Here is a 23,548-nt window from a genome sequence, read left to right as displayed (position 1 = left end):
AATTATATAAACTATGGAATTTAAACTTCATAATGGGAGTGGCGGTCTTTGTTGCAAAGGATGCTCCCGACAAGATAATAAGCTGAATACTTACGATTGGCTAGCCGACATACCAGGTAATGCAGAAGAATGTGATATGGTTGAGGTACAATTCAAAAATACTCGGAAAGGGTATTACCGCAACAGTAATAAGATCAAGCTCGAAAAGGGAGATGTAGTGGCTGTGGAAGCTGCACCGGGACATGATATTGGCGTTGTAACACTGACAGGCCGACTGGTTCCCTTGCAAATGAAGAAAGCTAACTTCAAGGCAGATACTGAAATAAAAAGAATATACCGGAAAGCGAAACCGGTAGATATGGAAAAGTTCAATGAAGCTAAGGCTAAAGAACACACTACCATGATTCGTGCACGACAGATTGCTCTGAGCCTGAATCTGAATATGAAGATTGGTGATGTAGAGTATCAGGGAGACGGTAATAAAGCTATTTTTTACTATATTGCCGATGAACGTGTGGACTTCCGCCAACTGATTAAGGTACTTGCTGAAGCATTCCGTGTACGTATCGAAATGAAGCAAATCGGTGCGCGCCAGGAGGCAGGACGTATCGGAGGAATCGGCCCCTGCGGACGTGAACTTTGTTGTGCTACATGGATGACAAGCTTTGTATCTGTTTCTACTAGTGCTGCACGTTATCAGGACATCTCACTGAATCCTCAGAAGCTTGCCGGACAATGTGCCAAACTGAAATGCTGTCTGAATTATGAAGTAGATTGCTATGTTGAAGCTCAAAAACGACTTCCTTCAAAAGAAATTGAATTAGAAACTAAAGATGGTATTTTCTATTTCTTCAAAGCAGATATTCTGAGTAATCAGATCTCTTATTCTACTGACAGAAATTTCCCTGCTAATCTGGTTACCATAAGTGGCAAACGTGCATTCGAAGTCATCGCAATGAATAAGAAAGGGATGAAACCGGATAGCTTGTTGGAAGCTGAAAACAAACAAGAGCCGAAAAAGCCAATAGACTTACTGGAACAGGAAAGTTTAACACGCTTTGACCGTAGCAAAATTAAAGATGGAAATAATATTAGTAACCGGAATAAAAAGAAGAAAAAGGGAAATAATAATCGCCCGCAACAACAAGTTGAAGGGGTGAATCGTCCACAGCAACCATCACGGGAAAATGAAAATCGCCCGCAGGTGGTAGAAAACGAAAACACTAACAGAGGTGATAAAGACAACCGTCCTAGAAACAACAACAGGAATAAAGGTCAGAACCAAGGACGTAATAATGAAAACGGACGCCCGGAAAGAGTACAGAATCCTGAAAGACAACAAAATCTAAATTCAGAACGCCAGCCGAGTCCTGAACGCGGACAACAACGTCCACAGAGACAAGAGCGCCCGCAGATCCAAGAGCGTCCTCAAGGACAAGAGCGTCAGTCTGATCAAGACCGATCTCCCAGGCCGGAAAGAAACAGGAATCAAGAGAAACCACAAAATAATGAAAAGCCTGTTCAGGAATAGTTTATTTTGTTCACTTGCCGCCTCTCTGATGGTAGCATGCAATGAGAATACTGTGTATCACTCTTACCAAACCCTTCCCGAAAAAGGATGGGAGAAGAGTGATACACTCTCTTTCCATATACCTATAACTGATTCAGTTCCTCCTACAATCAGATTGTTTGCAGAGGTTCGAAACAGGAGTAATTATCCCTATCATAATCTTCATTTATTCATTAGCCAGAATTTGCAAGATTCCACCGTATTTCAGCTAGATACATTAACGATCAACCTGGCAGATTCCACAGGAAAATGGAAGGGAAAGGGTTGGGGAAGCATTTATCAATCAGCTGTTTTCTTCAAATCTGTTCGCCCGTTATGTTCGGGGAATTATACATTCAGCATTACAAGTGGCATGAAAGATGAAAAACTGGAAGGCCTCAATGACATCGGTATCCGAATCGAAAAGCAACATAACTAAAGCCTTCTACCACGTCCGGCATCAATCCTCAGGAAAATAAATAATAATATCGTAAAGCCCCACAAAGAAGAACCTCCATAGCTGAAAAACGGTAACGGAATACCAATTACCGGAGTCAATCCCAATACCATACCGACATTGATAAACAAGTGGAAAAGGAAAATACTGACTACCGAATATCCATATACACGTCCAAAAGCAGAAGGTTGTCGTTCTGCCAAAGCTATCAACCGAAGAATCAGCACAAGAAAAACCAATAGTACAGCTGCCGAACCAACAAAGCCTTGTTCCTCTCCTACAGTACAAAAAATAAAGTCAGTGTCTTGTTCCGGAACATATTTTAACTTTGTCTGGGTTCCATTCAAAAAACCTTTTCCGGTCAATCCACCGGAACCAATAGCAATTTTAGATTGGTTTACATTATAACCCGCTCCTGTCAAGTCTTCTTCCAACCCTAATACAACTTTAATACGCACCTGCTGATGAGGTTCGAGTATATTATCAAATACATAATTGCTGGAATATAAGAATCCGATAGAACCGATTGCAAAGAGAGCAATCAGAAAATAAGCACGCTGCCGTTCACCCAAGCCTAGATATATTAAATAAGCCAAGATAAAAGCACAAAGTCCCCATTGTACCCATACCAAACTAAAATGTATCCAATATTCCGATATTAAATAAGCAATAAGCATAATAAGCAGGCTTCCTCCAATTATATTCCGTGTTGGTTCCCACTTTTTACGGTATACCCATACCATTCCACCGGCAAACACCATGATCAGCATCAATACAATAAATTCACCCAGAGGTGTGGGTGTATCAGCTATATATATTTCATCAAAACGGATACCAACTACAAAATACACAACTGCACAAACTCCGGCAAAAAGGACAACTCCCGGCATTCCTTCGCGATACAGAACTAAAAAGAAAGCCAGATACACCAATGCCGAACCCGTTTCCCTCTGTCCTATGATCAAAAGCATTGGGAGCAGAATGATTAATCCTAAAACCAATGCACATTTTTCCTTTTTAATGCTAAAGGAGTAAGAATTCATATACTTAGCAAGTGCCAATGCTGTAGCAAACTTAGCAAACTCTGCAGGTTGCAGGCTGATAGGTCCCATCACTAACCAAGAGCGAGAACCTTTCGTATCTGGCGCTATGAAAATTGTTACAATAAGTAACAAAATAAGTCCTATATATATAATATACCCGAACATATCGTACATCCTATCTTCCAGCATTAATAGGACAAAGCCTAGTCCGAACGAACAGATAATCCAAACAAACTGCTTGCCGGCACGGGTAGAGAAGTCCAGAAAATCGCGGTCCCCATAATCATAACTGGCTCCACAAACACTGAACCACCCGGCAACTATCAGGATCAGATAAATGCAAATTGTCACCCAATCCAATGTTTTCCACAAACTATCGCTCCTCGTCACCATATAATATAATTCTATTACTGATTTCTTCTGCTACTAATTCATTTTCAGGAGACAACTTTCCTTTTATATACTGCTCCATCATCAATGCACCGATAGGTACACCATAAGTAGCTCCCCATCCTCCGTTTTCAACATAAACTGCAATTGCAATTTTAGGGTTATTCATCGGTGCAAATCCCAAAAATGCAGAGTGGTCGTGTCCTTTGTTCTGTGCCGTTCCGGTTTTACCGCACGCCTCCAGTTCAGGCACCATCGATGTCAATAAACGGCAAGTTCCTACCATAGCTGCAGCACGCATACCTTCTACTACAGATTCATAATGCTGTTTCTCAATAGTCGGATAACGTGCAAAGCGATAGGTGCTATCCAACTGATTATCTTGTATCTCCTTTACAATATGCGGCGTAATAAAATGCCCGCGGTTGGCAATAGTAGCCCCCAGATTAGCTATCTGAAGAGGAGTAGCCAGCACTTCACCTTGCCCGATAGAGATACTGATCACAGTAAGTCCATTCCAGCGATTGCGATAAGCCTTGTCATAGAACTGAGCATTCGGAATCAGTCCTCTTTTTTCTGCCGGCAGATCGACACCTAATTTATAGCCAAATCCTTGTGACACCATATGATCCTTCCAAACCGTAATAGCATTTTGAGGAGAACCGTATTTACGATCACCAAACATACGGAACAGTCCCCAACAAAAATAAGAGTTACAGGATGTTGCAATAGATGGAATTAAAGACAATGGTGAACCATGCGTATGGCAACCTACTGTCAATCGCCCATAATGAAAACCATGTGAGCATGGGAAAGCAGGACTATCTTTTGTCACAATTCCTTCTTGTAAAAACGTCAATCCCTGTGCCGTTTTAAAAGTAGATCCCGGAGGATAGGTTCCTGTCATTGCACGATTAAGAAGGGGTTTCATCTTATCGCGTTGCAGCATCAGATGATTCTTTCCACGCTGACGTCCAATCATCAAATGAGGATCAAAATTAGGAGAAGATACCATGCAAAGAATATCTCCCGTTTTCGGTTCAATGGCAACAATGCTACCAATCTTATTTTTTAATAACCGCTCACCCAGTATTTGCAAGTCAATATCCAAACCTAGAGTCAGATTCTTTCCGGGCACGGAAGGATGGTCATATTCCCCATCCATATAATGTCCCTGTATACGACCGTGAGCATCCCGAAGTAAAACTTCAATTCCCTTTTCACCACGCAAGTATTTCTCGTATGATTTTTCAACTCCCGATGTACCAACATAGTCTCCACGAATATAATATCCTTCTTCATCTTCCTCAAGTGCTTTAGCTGAGATTTCTCCAATGTCTCCCAAAGCATGTGCGGCAGCATTATAAGAATATTGACGAATGGTACGGCGTTGAATATAGAAACCACGAAACTTAAATAGCTTTTCCTGAAAGATGCCACACTCCTCCGCTGAAAGTTGAGACATGAATAATTGGTTTGTATACTTGGAATACCCGGGATTTCGGCGACGATCTTTCATATCAACCATAATTTTAAGAAACTGTGCACGAGTAATCCCTAAAGATTGACATAAATCGAGCGTATCCAGATTCTCCACTTCTTTTGGAATAATGGTAATGTCATAAGCCGGTTGGTTAAATACTAACAATTTACCATTACGATCATAAATTGCTCCACGGGACGGATATTGGATTTTATTTAAAAATGCGTTGCTATCGGCATTCTTTTTATAGTCATCAGTCATAATCTGCAAAATAAAAAGACGTATCAGATAAATCAATACGATGCACAGGGTAATTCCACCGATAACAAACTTTCGTTTTTCTAATATATAATCTTTTGCCATCCTTATCTCCTTATACCTTCAACAGCTACAATGCAAGTCACGGTCAAAAGGGTGCACAAAGCTACCCGCAATAACAACAGCAGTATGCTGGAAAACGAGAAGAACTCAATGGTGAGTAATGCTAAACTATGTATAAAGACACTTGTAGTCGTATATTTCAGAAAGGGTGCTATCCCCATCGTTTTGAAAGAAGGTACAATACTATCCAATGTATCACGTGGAGTGAACAAACGCAATAGGGAAGGACGAAGAAAAGCCAACCAAACAGTTGCCGCCGCATTCATTCCCGGAGTATCAGCAAAAATGTCAATAGTGAGTCCTAAAAAAAAAGCCCACAGCATAAGTTCATTCCGGGAAGTGCCAGAACTAAGCTTCAATATAAAGTAAATATAAAGAAAGGGAGTAGCATATCCGGCAATGTGTACGTTGTTTAGGATTAGTACTTGGAGCAGTACCAGTCCTAAAAACCATCCTATCCTATGTATAAAGGTAATAATCATTGTTTAGTAGCCTTGTTTTCAAGTTCTAGTTGTTCCTGTTGTCCTTTTCGCGCAATCACCCGCACGTCACTTAGCTTACCGAAATCTGTAGCCAATTTAATTTTTAGCAAATAAGATAAACCGTCATTGGAGTCGGACATATCATCTACAGTTCCTATCATAATGCCTTCGGGAAAGACAGTCGAAAAGCCACTAGTCACTACGGTATCTCCCAAATTGAACTCAGCATGGCGAGGCAAATCTTTCAAATAACCAAATTGCGAGTCTCCATGTTCCCATTTCAGATAACCGAAATAGTCACTGCCTACAATCTTACAACTAATGTTAGACTTGCTGTTTAATATCGAAATTACTACTGAGTAAGAGGGAGAAGTCTCATATACAATTCCCACAATTCCATTTCCATCCACTACTCCCATCTCCGGACGAATACCTGCCGAAGCACCTTTATCAAGAGTAATGTAATTATCTGCCATATTCAGGCTGTTCTTGATTACGTGAGCCTTGAATAGCTGATAATCCGTTTGAGGAATTTCTTTGATACTGTTAATTGTGACAGAATCGAGTTGTTGGTCTTTCAATGCCTTTTCCAGATTATTAATTTTTTCCTCAAGCAACATATTACGGTCCAACAGGTCTGCATTAACCGATTTCAAGTGAAAATAGGAGGTAACACTCCCGGAAACATCATAAACAGCCCCCACAACCACATTGGCAGAAGTAAAGAAAGTACTCTGCTGATAATGGTTAAATCGAAATAACAAAACAAAACTGGCTACCTCTAATATGATAAAGAGGAACCAGTAATTGTATTTCAAAAGGAAGTTGATTAAATTCCGCATCTCCTGCCTATCTCATTAAGAATGAGAAACGGTCTACATTCTTTAACGCTACCCCTGTGCCTTTTGCTACTGCATGCAAGGGATCTTCCGCAATATGGAAAGGTATATTTATCTTATCCGTCAGACGCTTGTCCAGCCCACGTAACAATGCACCACCACCAGCAAGATAGATACCATTATGCACAATATCAGCATACAATTCCGGCGGTGTATTTTCCAATGCACTTAAGATAGCAGTCTCAATCTTGGATATTGATTTTTCCAAACAATGAGCTACTTCCTGATAGCATACGGGAACTTCCATCGGAAGTGCCGTTATACGGTTAGGACCGTGAACAATATAATCTTCCGGAGCGTCCTCACCCAATTCAGTCAGAGCAGCACCTACATTAATCTTAATACGTTCAGCCATACGTTCGCTGACTTTTACATTGTGCTGACGGCTCATGTATTCCTGAATATCAGCGGTCAAATCATCACCGGCAATGCGGATAGAGTTATTAGAAACGATACCTCCCAAAGAGATAACAGCAATTTCGGTAGAACCTCCACCTATATCAACAATCATATTTCCTTCAGGAGCTTCCACATCAATACCAATACCAATCGCCGCAGCCATCGGTTCGAATATCAAATAAACATCACGTCCACCTGCATGTTCGGCAGAGTCGCGCACGGCACGGAGTTCGACTTCCGTACTTCCTGACGGAACACCAATCACCATACGTAAAGAAGGTGAAAATAAATGATTACGAGTATTAACCCGCTTAATCAAACCGCGCATCATTTGCTCGCAAGCATAGAAGTCGGCAATCACTCCATCTCTCAACGGACGGATAGTACGAATGTTCTCATGGGTTTTTTCATGCATTAACTTTGCCTTTTCCCCCACGGCAATCATCTTATCCGTACGGCGATCCAAGGCAACAACCGAAGGCTCATCCACCACAATCTTACCATTTGTGATGATGATGGTATTGGCTGTACCCAAGTCCATCGCTATTTCTTGTGTAAAAGAGAATAATCCCATATTTCTTTTTTAATGAAGAATTAAGAATGAAGAATTAAAAATGAGAGTCACCCAAATACATGGTAATTCTACATTGCCAGTTCTTCATTCTTCATTGAATTTATATTAATGTTTAAAATGACGGATACCAGTAGTCACCATTGACATTCCATGCTCATTGCAATAAGCGAAAGACAAATCATCTTTGACGGAACCACCCGGTTGAATAACTGCTGCAACGCCTTCTTTATCGGCGATTTCCACACAGTCGGGGAAAGGGAAGAAGGCATCGGAAGCCATCACTGCACCATTCAGGTCGAAACCGAATGATTTAGCTTTTTCAATTGCTTGTTTCAAGGCGTCTACACGTGATGTCTGACCAACACCGCTCGCCAACAATTGCTTGTTTTTTGCCAATACAATGGCGTTTGACTTACTATTCTTCACAATCTTATTGGCAAACAGCATATCTTCTACTTCTTCCGGAGTAGGAGCTTTATCTGTTACAGTTTTCAGATCGGCTTCCGTTTCAATATTTGTATCTTTGTCCTGAACCAGTACACCGTTCAACAAAGCACGGAACTGTTTCTTCGGCAATTTACCTTCTTTACGAACCAAAATAATGCGGTTCTTTTTCTGTCCCAAAATTTCGAGCGCATCCACATCATAATCCGGTGCAATGATTACTTCGAAGAAAATCTTGTTGATTTCTTCTGCAGCAGCTTTATCTATCACGCCATTCGTAATCAAGACTCCTCCGAAAGCAGAAACCGGATCACCGGCCAATGCATCTTCCCAAGCTTCCAAAACAGTTGGACGAGAAGCCAGACCACAAGCATTATTATGTTTCAGGATAGCGAAAGTAAGATCATCGAACTCATCAATCAGATCAACGGCAGCATTGATATCAAGCAGATTATTGTATGAAATTTCCTTTCCGTGAATCTGGTCGAACATAGCTTCCAGATTTCCGTAGAAATAACCTTTCTGATGTGGGTTTTCGCCATAACGAAGCTGCTTCTGATTGTTTACAGAACAACGGAAAGCAGAACCTTCACCGGCGTCAAAGTAGTTAAAGATAGCTGAATCGTAATGAGAAGAAACTGCAAAAGCTTCTTTTGCCATCCAACGGCGTTCTTCGAGTGTTGAAGTAGAACCGTGTTCCATCAACATATCCAGCAATGGTTTATATTGAGCTTGAGAAGCTACGATTATTACGTCGTTGTAGTTCTTAGCTGCGGCACGAATTAAAGAAATTCCGCCTATATCGATTTTTTCAATAATATCTGCTTCAGATGCACCGGAAGCTACAGTAGCTTCGAACGGATATAAATCAACAATGACCAAATCTATTTCAGGAATTTCATATTTTTCGATCTGTTGTATATCTTGCTCCAAACCACGACGGCAAAGAATACCTCCGAAAATCTTGGGATGCAATGTCTTTACGCGACCTCCCAAAATAGAAGGATATGTGGTCAAATCTTCCACTGCTTTGCAAGGATATCCCAATGATTCAATAAACTGGCGAGTTCCACCTGTAGACAGAAACTCTACTCCCTCTTCATGAAGTTTGGTAATAATTTCATCCAAACCTTCCTTGTGGTATACAGATACCAATGCGGTTTTTATTCTTTTAGACTCTGACATTGAATTGCTTATTAAGTATTTGAAGGGCAAAGTTACAAAATATTGTTTATCGTACGTAATAAATAAGGTGGGAATTAATAAAAAAAAGCGTTAGCTATTCCCAGGGAAAAGCCAACGCTTCTTTACTTCTACTATCTAATTAATAAAATATTACCAAATAGCAGCTCGTTTATCTTTCGGTACAAACATAGAATCTTGTTCTGTGATATTGAATGCTTCGTACCATTTACCAATATGAGGCAGTGCTCCGTCTACACGCCATTTGCCTAATGAGTGAGGATCCAGTTTCGTTAAACGAAGGATTTCTTCAGGGCGGATATTTCCCGCCCATACATTAGCATAAGCCAGAAAGAAGCGTTGTTCGGGAGTAAAACCATCTACAACTTCCAGCGGAGCTTGTTCCATTGCTTTCTTGAAAGCCTGGAAAGAGACCTGCAAACCTCCATGGTCGGCAATGTTCTCACCCAAAGTCAAACTACCATTAGCATATACCCCCGGAGCGACTTCGATACTATCAAAGAAGTTTACCATTACTTGGGCACGTTCATCAAACTTTTTAGCATCTTCTTCCGTCCACCAGTCTTTTAGGTTTCCTTGTTTGTCATATTGACGTCCCTGGTCATCAAAACCATGAGTCATTTCATGACCGATCACTACTCCGATTGCTCCATAATTGGTTGCATCGTCGGCATTCATATCAAAGAAAGGAGGTTGCAGGATAGCAGCCGGAAAACAGATTTCATTGGTAGTTGGATTATAATAAGCATTGACAGTCTGAGGAGTCATCAACCATTCATCCTTATCTACAGGCTTTCCGGCTTTAGAAATCATTTCGATAAAATCCCATGCGTTAGCGCGTTCGATGTTAGCCCAATAAGAATCATCTTTAATCTCCAGCGCAGAGTAATCTTTCCATTTATCAGGATAACCGATCTTTACATGGAAAGCAGACAGCTTATCCAATGCTTTCTCTTTGGTCGGTTCACTCATCCATTCCAATTCCTTGATGCGTTCACCCAAAGAAATCTGCAAATTCTTAACCAGTGTTACCATACGTTCTTTGGCAGCAGCCGGAAAATATTTCTCTACGTACATTTGTCCAACAACTTCACCAAGAGAACCATCTACCGTACTTACCGCACGTTTCCAACGAGGCTGCATCTCTTGTTTACCAGACATTGTTTTACCATAAAAATCGAAGTTCTGAGCTACAAAATCATCACTCAGATAACCGGCGGCTGCGTCTATTAAATTCCATTGCAGATACAGTTTCTGATCTTCAAGAGGTACAGTATCGATAATAGCTGCCACTTCTTTCATCGCGTCAGGCTGACAAACATTTACTTCTTTAAGATCTTTCAGCCCGGAAGTTGTAAAATAAACATCCCAATTGAAAGTCGGGAAATCCTTTTTCAACTTTTCGATATCCACCTTATTGTAGTTAGCATGGGGATCACGCAATTCAACCTGAGAACGGGAAGCCTGTGCAAGACGCGTTTCAATGTTCATCACAGCAGTCACGGCTTTCTTTGCAGTAGCCTCATCATAACCTGCCAGTTGGAACATCTTGGCAATATGTTCCTGATATTTATCACGAATCTTTTTAGTCTGTTCGTCATTTTCCAGGTAATAGTCACGTTGTCCCATCCCTAAACCTCCTTGATAGGTCTGAACAATATTCATGGAACTATTCATTTCGTCGGCACCTACATAAAGCATAAAATAAGGACGGATACCTTTCTTCTGGATTTCAGCTAGATATACATATATATCTTCTTTACCTTTAAGACCATCGATTGCAATCAGTTCTTCTTTGATAGGAGTAAAACCATCCTGATTCAGTTTCACACTATCCATTGCAATGTTATAAAGGTCACCTACTTTCTGAGCTGCACTGCCCGGAACATTATCTTTCTTTGCAGCAAGTTCAGCAATCAATCCTTTCAACTGTTCCCGATTATTCTCGTTGAGCATATCAAAAGACCCAAAACGTGAATACTCGTCTGTCAGCGGATGAGCTTGTATCCAGCCTCCACAGGCATATTGATAAAAACTAGTACCCGGCAAAGCCGTAGTATCCAGATTTGCAAGGTCGATGCCAGATGCACGCATCGCACCTTTCTTACTATTACATCCAGTTGTCATAAGGCATACTGCAAGAATTGGTAAATACTTGGTTATTTTCATTGTGAATAATTTATTTATACTCAATTATCATTTTTTGTCTATCAGCTTATCATCACATTAGCCTTTTGCTTCTTCCAATTCCATCGAGACACGTTCCCATTCCTCGACAATATCATCCAATTGTCGTTTCATTTTTTGATGTCGTTCGTAGAGTTGCATATCTGAAGAACCTTCAGGAGTTGCCATTTTTTCTTCCAGAATGGCAATCGCAGCTTCCGACTCTTCAATAGACGATTCACAGTCAGCGACCTGACGTTCAAGCTTTTTAATTTTCTTATTAAGTTCTTTTTGAGCTTCATAGGATAGTTTGTTCTCGGAAGGCTGAATTGTTTCCGACTCTGTCTCTTTGGAAGATGTTGTAGGAGAAGAAGAAAGGGACGTCCCTTTTTGAAGCTCATTCAGGCTATCAATCTTTTTCTTCTGAAGAAATTCGTAGATACCTCCCAAGTGCTCACGTACTACACCACCACCAAATTCATATACCTTAGTTGCAAGTCCATCCAAAAAATCACGGTCATGGCTAACAATAATCACTGTTCCGTCAAAATCGCGAATGGCATCTTTCAATACGTCTTTTGAACGCATATCAAGATGGTTAGTCGGTTCATCCAGAATCAGAAGATTTACAGGTTCGAGCAGTAATTTAATCATAGCTAAGCGAGTGCGTTCACCTCCGGAAAGTACTTTCACCTTTTTATCGGAAGCTTCGCCTCCAAACATGAAGGCACCTAAGATATCACGTATTTTTAGACGGATATCGCCTGTAGCAACATTATCAATCGTATCAAAAACTGTCAGACTTTCATCCAACATTTGTGCTTGATTCTGTGCAAAGTAACCGATTTGTACATTATGACCAATTGTCAGCTTACCATCAAAATCAATTTCATCCATTATACACTTCACCAACGTAGATTTGCCTTCACCATTCTTACCGACGAATGCTATTTTCTCTCCACGATTGATTCGAAGATTCACATCCTGAAAAACAATATGTTCTCCATAAACTTTTCGAACATCTTCACATATTACAGGATAACTTCCACTACGGCTCGCAGGAGGAAATTTCAAACGCAATGAGGAGTTATCTTCTTCATCAACTTCAATACGATCTATTTTCTCCAACTGTTTGATACGGCTCTGCACTTGTACCGCTTTTGTTGCTTTATATCGAAAGCGTTCAATAAAAGCTTCCGTATCTCCAATCTGCTTTTGTTGGTTTTCATAAGCACGAAGTTGCTGTTCGCGGCGTTCCTTCCTCAACACAACAAACTCATCATATTTCACTTTATAGTCATAAATCTGCCCACAGGTGATTTCAATGGTACGAGTAGTTACATTATTCAGAAAAGCGCGGTCATGGCTAACCAATACAACAGCATTGGCACGAGTTGCAAGAAAGTTCTCCAGCCATTGAATACTCTCGATATCAAGATGGTTAGTAGGCTCATCAAGAAGAAGTACGTCAGGACGGCGCAAAAGTAGTTTTGCCAATTCAATACGCATTCTCCATCCACCGGAAAATTCAGAAGTCGGACGTTGGAAGTCTTCCCTACTGAATCCCAACCCTAGTAGAGTGCGTTCAATTTCTGCCTGATAATTTGTTCCTCCCATCATCAGGAAACGATCATTTTCATGAGTAAAACGATCTATTAACTGGTGATATTCTTCCGATTCATAGTCTGTCCGTTCGGCTAGTTCCCGATTCATTTGTTCCAGTCGTGCCTGAAGGTTAAATATATCTTCAAAAGCTTGTTCTGCCTCTCCCATTACCGTACGGTTATCAGAGAGAATCATAACTTGTGGCAAATACCCGATTGTTACTTCTTTTGGGACAGCTATCGTCCCATGTGTCGGCATTTGCAGACCTGCTAAAATTTTTAGCATAGTCGATTTACCTGCACCATTCTTACCGACTAACGCAATCCGATCTTTTTTATTAATAACATAGCTAACGTCTTGGAATAACGGCGTTGCATTAAATTCTACTGATAATCCTTCTACTGAAATCACTTCTGTCTCTGATTAATAAGATTTTGGACTGCAAAGATAACGCATCCCTGCGGAAAAAGCACCTAATAGATGAAAAAGAAAGTTGTTGGTAAATAAAAAAAAGTTTATTCATCGTAAGATATTCTCTCTTCTATATTAACCTGTAACTTATAAAATCATTTTTCAGTGTCCAAAAGTTGTTTGAATCATAAAAAACAACTATATTTACAACTGAATATTACAGGCTTGATGTCTTTTGAAAAAGAATGCCCCCAAGTTACTAAAATACGGGGAAATAATTAATATAAGAAAAAACGATAAAACCGAATGAATATGGAATCTTTTTTTACCGTAAAAAGCAAAATTACCAAGGAAGAATATATTAGATTCAACCGAGAAGTATTAAGAAAAGAATTTCATTACTCTCGAAGCATTCTAATCATCAATATAATTCTTGGATCAATGATAGCAGGAATTTGGTTGTCCGGTGAAAGCATTATATACCCATCGACAGTTATTATCCTCTCATTTTTAATATATTACAACTGGAAAGCGACTAAAGGTATGGACCTAAAGGCTGCTAAAGCATTTGACCTCAATAAGGTAAATAAAGACCTGGAAACTCAAATATGTTTTTTCAACGACCATTATGAAACGACGGATGAAAAAGGTTGCTCTAATATACCATATTCCAATTTATACAAAATCATTGAGACAGATACAAATCTGTATTTAATGTATTGCAAAAATCAAGGAGTCATCATAGTAAAATCCAATTGTTCGACGGATTTGATTGAATTTGTCCATTCAATTAAATCAGAGTACAAGTTATAAATCTTCATTTCGTTGCTTTTGTCCCTTCTCAAAAGTAAGCCTTGATTTTAGAGTGAAAGTATATGCTTTTTGAAGCGCAAGGAGATAGTATGGAAAGGGTACTAAGAATCCATCTAGGATGGAGACATCGTATTAGCGAGAGAAATACAACGGGATTTATGGAGATATAGACTTCACATCAACGGCTGGTATTTCATCATCGTTCACTGGACGGAAGGTATTGCTATCAAATAGATTATAGACCATGACATGGAACACGGTATTATCACTTGTCATTCACTCAACGATATGTTCAGAGATTATAAAATTTATCTTAACGAAGTGGAGAAACTATATAATCTGATTAAAATCGTGGACAGAAGCGCACGATTATATTAGTTTACTCTATCACTTTGGCATAGACTATTTGCTTCCCACTGCCATAACGCATCAGTACTCCGAGTTCGATAAAGTTATTCAATTCCTTTAGAGCGGACCTCTTGTCACACCCAGTAAGCTGGCAATAGTCAGCACGGGTTAGGCAGGGATTTTTCTTCAGATAAGTATTAACTATTTCCAAACACTTTTCTTCATTACGTTTAACCTTTTTCCCGGGACGAGTGAATGATTTTCCACGTTCCAATCTCATCTGCCCACGCACTTCTTTCTTAAATTGACTACTTACACGAAAATTAATATTCTTCAATTGAATGGACTGTGCCCGCACATCGCTCTTTTTCATCACAGGAGGTCCTTGCAAGGATACTGAAAAGTAACCCATATCTCCCACCTCTACAATCCACCCTTCAGCAAGTAAATCTCTCAACTCATTTTGAAAAGATTGCAGAGCACCCGACAGCATACTACGGCTCATTCCTGTAAACAAATGGACACGATCTAGAAATTCATTTTGATCGATAGTTCCCTTAAAAACGACCCGGGGATGAAGAGGCTGTTCCTCTCCTGTCTTTTGAATATCCGGTGTCTCATAAAGATCATAATGCATACTCATACTTACTAACATTTTTTATAGGTATCTCTAAATAATTACTTCCCTATCCGGAAGTAATCAATTCACTAATTCTAATTCGTTTAACTATAATAAACTTTACGGAACACTATAGTTGAACGAAAATAACACTATAGTTATCTTTTCGTTCAACTATAGTGCTCCGAATTGGCATTAGTATACAAAGATAATAAGATTAGGGAGAAAAAGAAATAAAAATAGCGTAGAAGTGCTTAGTATTCGCATTATCTACGCTAAATATTTAAATCCACAAGAGTTCCATCACCGTATCGTATGGATTCTCAGCTAGTTATAAGCTATTAGAACAATTTAGCAGGATATTCTCCAGCATCTACCAATGCCTGAATCTTATCAACTACGCTCTGACGGTCTTCCGGATAAGTTACACCAAACCATTTGCTAGTTGTATCGAGTACTTCTACGGTTGCAGTTCCGTCATTAATCAATTTATCCACCATCAATGGAATAAAGAATTCACTCTTCAAGTTCTCCATATTTTTCGGATCACTCAGGAAAGCTTTGAAAAATTCTTCACTATATGGGAAATAATCAGGAGTAAATCCCCAGAAATTCATACTTACCGGAGTCGTGTCAGGAGTAGCAACCCACTCACCATTATCATCAATGTATTTCACTTCCCCGTCGATGCGTTGAATTTTAGTACGTTCTACTACGGAAGTCAGCAAGTTGTTAGAATCTGTACCGCAGATTCCACGAGATACAGTACCACTTTCACTCAACGTATTTCCCACGCGGAAACCTACCATTGAATAAACATTCTTTGAACCTTCCGGAAGAGCTGAAAGGAATTTGCCCATTACCTGAAAAGAATCACGTCCGTAGAAGTCATCACAGTTAATCACAGCAAACGGTTCTTTAATCACATCGGCGCCCATCATTACTGCATGATTGGTACCCCAAGGTTTGGTACGGTCTGCCGGGCAAGTGAAGCCTTTAGGAAGATCATTGATAGACTGGAATACCAGTTCGCAAGGGATATGACCTTCGTATTTAGAAATAATTTTATCACGGAAGTCGTTTTCAAAATCTTTGCGGATCACAAATACAAGTTTGCCAAATCCGGCATTGATGGCATCATAAATAGAATAGTCCATAATAGTTTCGCCATTAGGACCCAGTCCGTCTAATTGCTTCAAGCCACCATAACGGCTACCCATACCGGCTGCCAATAAGAATAAAGTTGGTTTCATAATTTGTGTAATATTAAAAGGTTAGTGATGTCTACCGGCATCAATTTTCGATGCAAATGTACAAAAATATACGAATGGATAGGGACAATTATCGTTCAATCTTCGCCATTATCGTACAAAAACGGTTCATTAGAACGGATAACCAATAGCAAAATGTATCCCTAGATTCTTCATGAAAGTTCCGGTGACATTGTAATAACCTTTTCTGTCAGTATCATAGGGAAGGTGCAGAGGAATACCGAAATCAAGACGAAATACAAGAATATCCATATCATAGCGTATACCAACTCCTGTACCTAATGCAATCTGTTTGGGGAATGTTTTCAGGTGAAGCTGGGAGTCTGCACGCTCTTCATCTTTACGAAGCAGCCAAACATTTCCAGCATCCAGAAAAGTGGCTCCCCAAATACTCTTAAAGATACGGAAGCGATATTCTACATTAGCTTCGAAACGGAATGTGCCTGTCTGGTCCAGATAAGAATACTGGCTTTCTGCGGGATGATATCCACCCGGTCCGATACTACGTATCGTAAATGCACGGATACTATTAGCGCCACCAACATAAAATTGCTCACTGTAAGGGGCTACTGTAGCATTGCCATACGTAAAAATAGCCCCCAGTGCTACGCGACTGGCTATTTTATTATTTTTATCCATATTCCAAAGATGACGCAATTCAGAATTCAACTTCATAAATTGTGCAAAAGGAGCTCCCAGTAAATTTTTTCCAGTTTCGTCAAAAGGTTTACCAAAAGCACGATAAATGACTGAAGTTAAATTTCCGGCAGAGGTAATGGTAGATTGCCACCAAATAGGATTTTTGACCCAACGAAGAGAAGAATTATCATAGGTATAAGTATATTCCATCGCAGGAATAAACTGATTTTGCAAACTGACATATAATGCAGGATTAGCAGTAGCAATCTGGCGAAACTCATCCGACTGATGTTGCAATACATTAAACGTCAGTTTAAAAGGAGTAATACTATGCCGGCTGGTCCGTGACGGTTGGAAATCATAAGTAGCATTTCCTCCGAATGATAACAGTTTGTAATATTTGGCACGGTTCAGTTGATCAACATACAAACGGAAAGTAGTACTCGCCTGAAAGTCAAATTCACGTTTCCCTAAATTCGGGAAAAGCACTCTTGGAAAAGTTAATGCCGTAGAAGCTCCCATTTCCCAGCTATTCATCAGAGAACTCTTTTCGCCTCCTCCAGTCTGCCATTCATAAGAGCCTTTCAGCTTCACATTCCAACTTTCTCCTCCTCCGAATACATTATTACGAGTGACACCAAAAGAAGCACCAGGACCCGTCTGATCATTACTTTTAGTAACTACATTCAACTCAAATTCGGCATCCAGAGGTTTGGCGAAAGTAGCCTGTACTGTCACATCCAACGTGTCACAAGCAGCAGTTGTGTCACGAGGAGCATATTGCAAATCAAGATAGCTGAATATACCCAGTTGGCTCAATTTTTCCTGGATCTGTTCCTGACGATACTGACTGTAAAGCCTGGTGCTGTTAGTAGCCCGCATCCTCTCGTTACGTACAAATGCCTGATAGTTAAGCCAACGGTAAAGCATATTAGGACGCACATGCAGTTTATCATAAAAATGGATATTCAGATTTTCATATTGCATACTGTCATTGGGTACCTCTCCGTTCTTTCCAAACAGGTAAACAGAACCATTACCTACATAATAAGGACGCTGGGCCGCCACCGGCAATCCGGGAATAGGAATCAACCGAAGACTGATATGACCTCCGGGAACAAGAGTTGTATCTGCTTGATATGTCATATAATCGGGGCGAAAATAAAAATATCCCCGATTACGCAATAAGCTACTGATACGGGTACGTTCATTGTCAAGATCTACTACATTAAATTGCTCACCGGACGTTAGATAAGATGCACGGCGTCCTTTGTCCATAATCTGCAATGTTTTAGGTGTGAAACGCTGATAATAAACCGTATCAATGTAGTAAGGGTTTTTCATATCCACGGTATATTGGATACTAGCTTTCAGACTGTCTTTCTTATCTACTAATGTTTTATATAATACTTTCCCATTAAAATACCCGTAATCGTGAAGCAAATTGGTTGCTGCTTTTACACGTACCTCCGGATTGGCAGTAGAAATAAATACCGGTGGATTAGCAGCAAAACGGTTGAACATCCACTTACCAAATCCTTTTTTATACTTCACAAAATCATTGTACATCCACATTTTAAAAGGGATACGCAAGATACCACCAAACATTGTAGTACTAGGAGCCTTGTCAAGTGCTGCCTCTACTTCTGTTATCGCCATCTCTCCTACCCGGGTTTTAGAATCATTCAATACGATTGTCTTCTGTCCTGTATACAGTACCTCATCTTCAGGAAGATTTTTAGTAACCGAACAGCTAAACAACGAATAGACGCCGAACAGGGCACAAATCCATATTGCAATATAGTTATGTTTCATTCTCACTTCTTTTTCTTAAAGATAAACAACTCACCCAGTTTGTCCAACTTCTTACGGAGTACCAAACCGACTCCGGTTTCAGTAATTTCCCCTTCAAGTACGCTCTCATAATTCTTATCATAAAACAAACGTACGTAACGGGTTCCGGTTCTGTCAAGACGATACTCAAAGGAAATATTATCGATAAAAGATTCTGCATCATTTGCTGCATTTTCACCAGTAGATACTTTGCCACCAATAACAATCTGGAAACGGTTGTTGAAAAAACGCTGGGAATAACGGAAACTATAATCTGTCCGTTTTCCTCCAGTATCCGTGGCATTATGATCTTCAATACCAACAGAAACACTTGCATTCTTCAAATTACCCATCAATGCATTAATCTGACTGCTAAGTACAGAGTTCAGAGCTGCACCCATGTTCAGATTACCAAGTCCTCCTCCACCACCTCCAATAGGTCCTGTGCCGAGGTAGGTCTTTGCAACCATGATATAAAGCGCCTGCTTTCCACGTTCTTCTGCTCCCATAGCCGTAAGTTCATTTTGTATGGTCGCATCTTCAGGAGCTGATACGTCAAAAGCAAAAGAAAGATTATCCAACCGATTCTTGACAATAATAGAGACATCAAAGTTCACCATTCGTGTCCCTCCATTATCACCTTCAGATACTGAAGCCCGGATACGATCAGTTGCTTTAAAGTTCAACAGTGGATTCATCAGATTCCCGGTCCATTCTACATAACTGCCATTATCTATCGCAAATTCCTTTGCAGCAATTACGGGCAAAGCATATTTCATCAAACCACCTGTCAGTGTATAGCGTCCGGTCAGCGTCATGTCACCCTGTGGAGTATATTTAAGAGAAAGATCGCCACCACCTTCAAGTTCGATACGGTCATCGCTACTTGCATCCAGATCAACTTGCAGACGGACAGAAGGATCGATATTTACCATCATAATCATATCCAATCCACCCAAAGAAACCGTAGGTACTTCTTGGTGAACTACGGTCGTTGTATCACTAAATGAAGTAAAGGTTACCAGACTTCCCAAACGGTCTTGCACTGTCAGTGGTGAATCAGTCAGCACATACGATACATCTGTACTACCTAACAAGTTTATATTTCCGCGCATCGTCAGCCCATCCAAAGGCCCTCTTACAGTGGCTTTGAGATCAGCCAGAACTTTTCCGTAGACCAGGCTTTCACGAGTACGTTTTGCATTCAACAATGTGTAATTTTCTGCCAGCATATCCAGATTTGCTATCGGACGGCTCATTTCACGGAAGTCTACATAACCGTCAATTGTAAACGGATTTTTGCCAGTAGTATAAATGGCAAATTTATCAAATACCAAGCGATTATTTTTCAGCTGTAAAGGACGGTTATCAAACAGAAAGTTAGCACCATATTGACGAGAAAGAACAGTAACACTATCTAAAATCAATTCACCATTTATCAAAGGTTGTTGAGTACTACCCGTAATATGTAGATCACCATCCATATCTCCTACCAATGTCGCCATTTTATCCGGTATGAAGACATTAGCAATACGTAATGGGAAATGTTCTAATGTAGCATTTATCTCAAGACTATCTTTACCCGTACGAGTAGGTATCAACTGACCATCTGCCACCAATACTTCTACTTTTTCATGATTCAAATAAGTATTCAGATACTGCTTTCCGAGGTCACCGGGCAACCAAGTGGCTCCCAAAGTAATATCACCGATCCGCTGACGTTCATAAGTCAATTCATCAATAGATGCTTCAGCAGAAAGTTGAAGATCTTTTTCCGTCTGTATATAGTGGGCTTCGGCAGAAAACAGTCCGGTCATTTCGGGAAAATAAGGTAATACGCTACTAATTTCTTCTAACCGGATTTTTCGTGCCTCTATATCGATATTTTGCAAAGAGACCGTATCTCCCTGTATTGAATGAATACGAAAGCCCATTCCTTCATTATCCAGCATATCCACATTAGCGTATACCCGCATATTCTTATGTAGATAAATCCAATTATGATTTTCTGTAAAATGGAATTTCCGATATGCTATAATTGGCTCCTTAGGAATCAATGTAAATGCAATTCCATCTCCCTTACCTTTTCCTCCCCCCAAAGGTCGTGCATTTATTCCCAATAAAACACCGGTTTCTCCTTGCACATTCTTATAATCTACTAATAATTCGGCATCTTTGTCACGTATCTCTCCGGTCAATGAAGTAGAAAAAGAAAATTGCGGATTTTGCGGTCCGTTAATTACACCCCCATGAAACTTCATCAAAGTAGTGTCCTGCGCTACTGTAAAAAAGACAGTATCCAATTGCAAAGTATCCATCTTCAAAGCATGAATGGAAGCCTTTCCATTGATTCCCCAATCAGGTGCCGAACCGAATTTCAAAGAAGCGTCTTGATACGAGATATTTCGTGTCGCCAGAAAATACGCCAACGGATTCTCCTGTCCGGCCGAGAAAGAAAGTATTGCCGACGGTAAAGCCTCTCGCAATTCAGCGTGATTCAATGACTTTTCATCAATTTGTTTCCTAAGTACATTGACAAAATGAGTGGATTGACGAATGAGCGGATAGACGCCGGCACGTGCACTTAAATTAAGTTTCATATCTCCCGCTATCAGATGAGTATATACCCTATCCTTGCGAGCTTCAGCAGTAAAGTTAAAAGTAAACGGACGCTTCAGGGGTTTAGGAGCGATTCCTAACTCATGTAAATCCAATTGAGTAACATCCATTGTCACTTTTCCATCAGGGTAACTATGTGCTAAATGATATTCAGCATCAGCTGTCATCTTCAACAGAACATTGTCACTTGTCAAATGAGCAGTAGCTAGTGCTCCCTTGATATTTCCTGTCAAATGAATATCGGAGACTTTATATTTAGCGTAATGAAACTGATCTATAGTAAGATCCAGATTGGCATGAGAACGATAGGATTTCACATCCAATCCACGCCCGTTGGCTTTAGCAGAAAGAGAGAGTTCATACAGAGAGTCCTTCGGCAGAAAATGTTGAAGTTGCAGATTATTTACTTTCAAGTCTGCTGCATATACTTCGGTCGAAGTGTTCAAAGTAGCATTTGCACCAATTGTACCTCCTTTGTTCTTCAAATGTAGATTGGCTTTATATTGCGGTCCTCTTATATCGACTTTAGATGACAAACTCATGCTATCAGGAATTACAAAAGTGCTGTTTGGAGCGGTCCCGGTTAAAGCTGTCAGAAAGTTCAAATTACCGGTTTTCATTTCGAGTCCTATTGTTCCTGAACGAGTAAGGCTATCCATCAGGTTTTCCATAGTTCCCCCCCCCTTGGCAGAGAAAGCTCCCGGCAAGTCAATCGTAAAACCGGAAACCTGCATTTGTTTCAGATTCCCTTCGGTACCAGCACGAACAACGAGAGGACGGAAAGGATAAGCTTTCTTAAAATGATCCGACAACCCTCCTGCAAACAAAAACACATCTTCTTTGCCAATATAAGCATTGAAACGGGCAGACAGGCGTCCTGTAGTAGGAATATTAACCAACTCCCAATAGGTCTGTGCCGTCAAATTCATTTCAGAATGTGGAGTCAGCAACCTCAAGTTTGGGACAGAGATTATAGAATCATTGGAAAAAAGCCGACCGGTCAATGAAGTAATGCTCAACCCTGAACGTTCATTCATTGTAATCTCTCGAATCACGGCATTCATCTCCCGACCTTGATACAATAGAGAATCCAATCCGATGCGAATATCACGAACTGCTATATGAGAAGCATCAAAACCTTCCATCGCCTCTGTACTCCCTTTATCATAGCTGGCAGAAGCACCTGACAGCAGAAACTGCTTTAAACCATAAAAATTATTTTTCAAATTGCCATGAGCTTCATTAATTGTTGCTTCTCCGACATAAGCCGCCATTTTAATCGAATCGGATGGAAGTTGCATACTGAATGATATATTGTTCAATTTCAGTTGATGAAGGTCTATTTTCCAATTTATTGGTGAAGCAGATGTAGTATCTTTAGGAGTAGAGGTGGTATCGTTCATCAACAATTGTACGTGGGTATCAGAAAGTTCCGCCCGGTTGATAACTGCCATTTCATTGGATAAATCAACACCGTGACTTTCCAACATAAATTGCCCTAAAACGCCTTTAATCTTCATTCCTTTTATCAAATTGGCAGAATTAACTACCATCTGTTTCAAAGTAATATCATCTACTTCTACTTTACCTTTTAAAAGAGGCAATGCCTGTACATGTACATTTAAACTTTCCAACGACAATAAGGTGTCCGGTTGCTGAATAACTTCTACGCCGCGTACCAATAAATTAAGAGGAAAGCGTAGGTCAATTCGTTGAATCTGAATATCCATTCCGGTGGCTTTTGATACATATGCTGTGACCTCCCGACGTAAAAGATTCTGTACGGGAGGAATATAGAGCAATACCATCAGTATCGCAAAGAGTATTACGGGGGTAAGCAGTATCCAGCTCACCCATCTTATCCATTTTCGTTTCATGCAGGATGTGTCAGTGTATAAAGATGATACAAAGTAAACAATT

The 23,548-nt window shown here is 40.2% G+C and carries 15 protein-coding genes; 3 read left to right on the top strand and 12 right to left on the bottom strand.

Features of this window, described 5'->3' with window-relative positions; all coding sequences use genetic code 11:
- Positions 1-13 precede the first annotated feature (13 nt).
- Positions 14-1,531, top strand: a complete 1,518-nt coding sequence (gene ricT, locus PHO71_RS15910) for a regulatory iron-sulfur-containing complex subunit RicT (RefSeq protein ID WP_300205187.1) — start codon at positions 14-16, stop codon at positions 1,529-1,531.
- A complete protein-coding gene (gene gldH, locus PHO71_RS15905) occupies positions 1,509-1,988 on the top strand; it encodes a gliding motility lipoprotein GldH (RefSeq protein WP_300205185.1) in 480 nt (159 codons plus the stop codon). Before ricT ends, gldH begins: the two co-directional genes overlap by 23 nt.
- Here the strand turns inward: gldH and rodA are convergent.
- From rodA to abc-f, 8 genes are all read right to left on the bottom strand, one after another.
- Positions 1,985-3,442, bottom strand: a complete 1,458-nt coding sequence (rodA, locus tag PHO71_RS15900; RefSeq protein ID WP_300205183.1) for a rod shape-determining protein RodA — start codon at positions 3,440-3,442, stop codon at positions 1,985-1,987. The genes gldH and rodA overlap by 4 nt on opposite strands.
- Positions 3,423-5,285: a penicillin-binding protein 2 gene (locus PHO71_RS15895; protein WP_300205181.1), complete on the bottom strand. Its 1,863-nt coding sequence runs from the start codon at positions 5,283-5,285 to the stop codon at positions 3,423-3,425. The genes rodA and PHO71_RS15895 overlap by 20 nt, the downstream gene beginning before the upstream one ends.
- 2 nt (positions 5,286-5,287) lie before the next feature.
- Positions 5,288-5,785: a rod shape-determining protein MreD gene (gene mreD / locus PHO71_RS15890; protein WP_300205179.1), complete on the bottom strand. Its 498-nt coding sequence runs from the start codon at positions 5,783-5,785 to the stop codon at positions 5,288-5,290.
- Positions 5,782-6,627: a rod shape-determining protein MreC gene (gene mreC / locus PHO71_RS15885; protein ID WP_300205177.1), complete on the bottom strand. Its 846-nt coding sequence runs from the start codon at positions 6,625-6,627 to the stop codon at positions 5,782-5,784. The genes mreD and mreC overlap by 4 nt, the downstream gene beginning before the upstream one ends.
- A gap of 7 nt (positions 6,628-6,634) precedes the next feature.
- Positions 6,635-7,657 (bottom strand): rod shape-determining protein, encoded by a 1,023-nt coding sequence (locus PHO71_RS15880; protein WP_300205175.1) that lies wholly within the window; start codon positions 7,655-7,657, stop codon positions 6,635-6,637.
- Between the two features lie 105 nt (positions 7,658-7,762).
- The gene (gene purH, locus PHO71_RS15875) at positions 7,763-9,286 is read right to left on the bottom strand and encodes a bifunctional phosphoribosylaminoimidazolecarboxamide formyltransferase/IMP cyclohydrolase (RefSeq protein WP_300205173.1); all 1,524 of its coding nucleotides are present in this window, start codon (positions 9,284-9,286) and stop codon (positions 7,763-7,765) included.
- Positions 9,287-9,436: 150 nt separating this feature from the next.
- Positions 9,437-11,473 (bottom strand): M13 family metallopeptidase, encoded by a 2,037-nt coding sequence (locus PHO71_RS15870; RefSeq protein WP_300205171.1) that lies wholly within the window; start codon positions 11,471-11,473, stop codon positions 9,437-9,439.
- A gap of 57 nt (positions 11,474-11,530) precedes the next feature.
- Positions 11,531-13,486 (bottom strand): ribosomal protection-like ABC-F family protein, encoded by a 1,956-nt coding sequence (gene abc-f, locus PHO71_RS15865; protein WP_300205169.1) that lies wholly within the window; start codon positions 13,484-13,486, stop codon positions 11,531-11,533.
- Positions 13,487-13,927: 441 nt separating this feature from the next.
- On the opposite strand from abc-f, the gene PHO71_RS15860 reads away from it, so the two are divergent.
- A complete protein-coding gene (locus PHO71_RS15860; RefSeq protein WP_300205167.1) occupies positions 13,928-14,299 on the top strand; it encodes a YcxB family protein in 372 nt (123 codons plus the stop codon).
- A gap of 379 nt (positions 14,300-14,678) precedes the next feature.
- Here PHO71_RS15860 and PHO71_RS15855 read toward each other — a convergent pair whose 3' ends face one another.
- The 4 genes from PHO71_RS15855 to PHO71_RS15840 all read right to left on the bottom strand — a co-directional run bounded on the left by PHO71_RS15855 (position 14,679) and on the right by PHO71_RS15840 (position 23,505).
- Positions 14,679-15,290: a DNA-binding protein gene (locus tag PHO71_RS15855; RefSeq protein WP_300205165.1), complete on the bottom strand. Its 612-nt coding sequence runs from the start codon at positions 15,288-15,290 to the stop codon at positions 14,679-14,681.
- Positions 15,291-15,607: 317 nt separating this feature from the next.
- Complete coding sequence (locus PHO71_RS15850) at positions 15,608-16,519, bottom strand: nucleotidyltransferase (RefSeq protein WP_300205163.1); 912 nt, start codon at positions 16,517-16,519, stop codon at positions 15,608-15,610.
- Positions 16,520-16,648: 129 nt separating this feature from the next.
- A complete protein-coding gene (locus tag PHO71_RS15845) occupies positions 16,649-18,991 on the bottom strand; it encodes a BamA/TamA family outer membrane protein (protein WP_300205161.1) in 2,343 nt (780 codons plus the stop codon).
- A gap of 2 nt (positions 18,992-18,993) precedes the next feature.
- Positions 18,994-23,505 (bottom strand): translocation/assembly module TamB domain-containing protein, encoded by a 4,512-nt coding sequence (locus PHO71_RS15840; protein ID WP_300205159.1) that lies wholly within the window; start codon positions 23,503-23,505, stop codon positions 18,994-18,996.
- Between the last annotated feature and the right edge of the window lie 43 nt (positions 23,506-23,548).

This window comes from Bacteroides sp. (genome assembly GCF_028690125.1).
Lineage (GTDB): Bacteria > Bacteroidota > Bacteroidia > Bacteroidales > Bacteroidaceae > Bacteroides.
This window is presented reverse-complemented; position numbering and strand designations above follow the sequence as displayed.